The 3,043-nt window shown below is 58.3% G+C and carries 2 protein-coding genes; both read right to left on the bottom strand.

Translation table 11 applies throughout. The features are described 5' to 3' along the window. A partial coding sequence (locus I2E26_RS06680; protein WP_195420112.1) for a class I tRNA ligase family protein occupies positions 1–1,015 on the bottom strand: 1,015 nt, incomplete at its 3' end. Between the two features lie 137 nt (positions 1,016–1,152). Then, on the bottom strand, positions 1,153–1,971 hold the full coding sequence (locus tag I2E26_RS06675; protein ID WP_229056476.1) for a hypothetical protein: 819 nt from the start codon (positions 1,969–1,971) through the stop codon (positions 1,153–1,155). Positions 1,972–3,043: the final 1,072 nt, after the last annotated feature.

Raw genomic sequence — 3,043 nt, 5'->3', positions numbered from 1 at the left:
CGGGGTTGATGACGTAGCGGCCCGTGAAGGCACCGTGCTTCTCGAGCGTGCCCTGGGCGCGCTCGACAGCGGAGATATGCTTGGCGCCCTCGACGACCTCGCGCACGCCGGCCTCGTACTCGGTACCCTCGACCAGATCCATCAAACCCTTGTACTCGGGAGCAAGCAGGAAGAACGTGTTGCCGAACAGCGTGTCCGCGCGCGTGGTAAAGACGGTGATCTTGCCCTCGTCGCCGGAGATGGGCTCGCCGTCTGCATCGCACAGGGTGAAGTCGACCTCGGCGCCCTCGGAGCGACCGATCCAGTTTGCCTGCATCTGCTTGACGCGCTCCGGCCAGCCGGGGAGCTTATCCAGGTCGTCGAGCAGCTCCTGGGCGTACGCGGTGATCTTGATGTACCACTGCTCGAGGTCGCGCTTCTCGACCTCGGAGTCGCAACGCCAGCAACGGCCCTCGGTCACCTGCTCGTTGGCGAGAACGGTCTCGCACTTGGGGCACCAGTTGACGGGGTTCTTCTTGCGATAGACCAGCCCGCGCTCCCACAGCTTCTCGAAGATCCACTGGCCCCAACGGTAATAGTCGGGGCTGCAGGTCTTGACCAGGCGGTCCATATCGTAGGAGAAGCCCATGCGCTTCATGGTTGCAAGCGCCTGGTCCATGTTCTTGTACGTCCAGGCGGCCGCTTGGGTATTGTGCTTGATGGCGGCGTTCTCGGCGGGCAAGCCGAAAGCATCGAATCCGATGGGGTGCAGTACGTCGTAGCCGCGCATACGCGCCTGGCGCGCCATGGCGTCGCCGATGGTGTAGTTACGCGCATGGCCCATGTGCAGGTCGCCCGAAGGATACGGGAACATCTCGAGAACGTACTTCTTGGGCTTGCTGGAATCGGTATCCACGGCGAAGAGGTTCTGCTCTTCCCAAGACTTCATCCACTTGGTCTCGATAGCCTGCGCGTCATAGAAGGGTATCTCCCCCGCCGGGCGCGCGTCCTGATTATGCTCGTGGCAATCGCACATGATTGGCTCCTTGCTCTTGAAACGGCTTTGTTTGCGAAACAGTTAGTTCGTTATTCTACCAGCAGTCTTATGAAGGTGCATGGTCTCGCGAAGAATGACGTAGATCGATGCAACCCGCACCTACAGCATGGCCGGCGTCACGGCGTATCCTCCCTCCACCGATCTCCCCCGATGATGCCGTCGACGACGTCATCGAACGGAGGAATCACGAAGTGACGCCATAAAACGTAGCGCCGATACCTGGCTTCCATAAGAATCCGCCGGCCTTCATGGGAATCAACAGATTTCCTGAGAGCCGGTCGCATCGGCCTGCCCAACACCTTCCGGATCTGCTCGGCCAACGAGCAGAGATACTCGAAGTTATTCGCATCGGCACTCGTCAGCGCAAAATGCGGCAAACCCCGCACCGTAGCCAAATCGTTACGGCGATGCATGTCGAGCAACATCTTGGGGTCGCCGGCGTGGGTCGAGAAGGGGTCGTAATCCACAGCAACGACGCGCCTCTCCCCCGAGCGCGATGTCGCCTCCAGCAGGATGTCTGGTATTCGATGTTTACTCTTTCTTCTTCCATAGCGATCGATGCCATCGATCGTTGCAAATGCTCGGTTGAACGAGAGCCGACCCAGATCGAAACCACCGTTTCGACTCGGAAGGCTCAAGAGCATCCCAAGCGAGCATTCCCTCGGCGAGCGCGCGTCATCCGCAACATAACGAAGCGCGCGACGCGCCTTCTCCGAACCGCGCACAGGACCGACGCCATCGAGGAACGCTTCGATCCTCGGGCGCTTCGTCAACGCACTATCGCCGCCCTCGCGAAACACAACGCCACCCTGCGCAACTGGTTCAAGCCGAAAATCCGAACAGAGGGCCATCCCGCAATAGATCGCGTCCTCGCACGACGACGATGCAGCTATCTGCACAAACGTGAACTCGGGGGAACAAATATACAGCTGCATGTCCGCAAGCGGACTCGCAACGGGAATGAGTGAGCCCGCTGGAAGATCGTGGGCGCACAGATGGCACCTGACGGCAGCGGCATGCCGACGTCTGGAAGGCTCGCCGACCAGACAGTCCAGCGGACCCCGAATACCGAAAACATCAAGAAGGAACTTAGCATCCTCGCTACTGGGACACAGCGCACCCGCAAGCGTAGCCCGGCTCTTTGTCGAATACCGATGTCTCGGGTTGAAGTCCGTCAACAGTTTCCGAAGCGCCGAGAAGTGTGAAATCACGATTTTTCGCATATGCCCCCCATCAAGACTCCCCCTGCACCCTCAATGGATACACTCTTCCCGATTTGGCGAGAGGATATCCCGCAATACGGGTGCCATGCATGCAATTGGTCTCGAATATGCCGCTCACATTAGAAAGAAGACGTAGGTGCCGCCGGCCTTCTTTATGGATGAATCGGGATATCCGGCACGCAGCAAGAAACGAGAAAGATGCACCTCGTATAGAACCTTCCCAAGATCAGAGATGGCAGGGAGCGCAGACGCTATATCGGGTGCAAGGACACACGACTCCCGGGCCCCACGCGCGAAATGCCAAGACGGCGGGATCGGCAGCCTATCGAGTCCGCAGCGACAAGCACCATATGAGATGAGTCCAAAGCCATCACGTCGATTCGCTATAGGGAGTTGACTGCATGTATTGGGATTTGTACGGCAAGCAACAAAATGGATGCCGATCGAGGCTGAATTGCCATGCACCATCAGGACTTATTGTTCTGTAATAGCCCGGCAGCAGCTTTAAGGGTAAAAGAGGCGAACAGATCCCTCATTAAGCAGTCAAATGGACGCGCGGATCGAACACGACTGACTGCAGGATTGCTCACGGCTCGGATTGAAGCGGGGGTTCTAGAGGCGCGAATTACATGGCGATGGTCTTGGGAGCCGAGCGGGAATCCAAACGATTTGAGTCAGGATGCGCCATAGGGACTGCGATTGACCCGGCATGCAAAGACGATATGAGTTGAACATTGGGGCCCCTCCCCTTGTAGCTCTATCGTGGGTCGGGCGACAATGGTCG

It is taken from the genome of Collinsella sp. D33t1_170424_A12 (assembly GCF_015554865.1).
Classification (GTDB): Bacteria; Actinomycetota; Coriobacteriia; order Coriobacteriales; family Coriobacteriaceae; genus Collinsella.
This window is presented reverse-complemented; position numbering and strand designations above follow the sequence as displayed.

What these genes read in the sequence shown, in the direction of transcription:
- I2E26_RS06675 (WP_229056476.1), bottom strand. Translation starts at nt 1,971, where the DNA reads ATGCAGCTGTATATTTGTTCCCCCGAGTTCACGTTTGTGCAGATAGCT.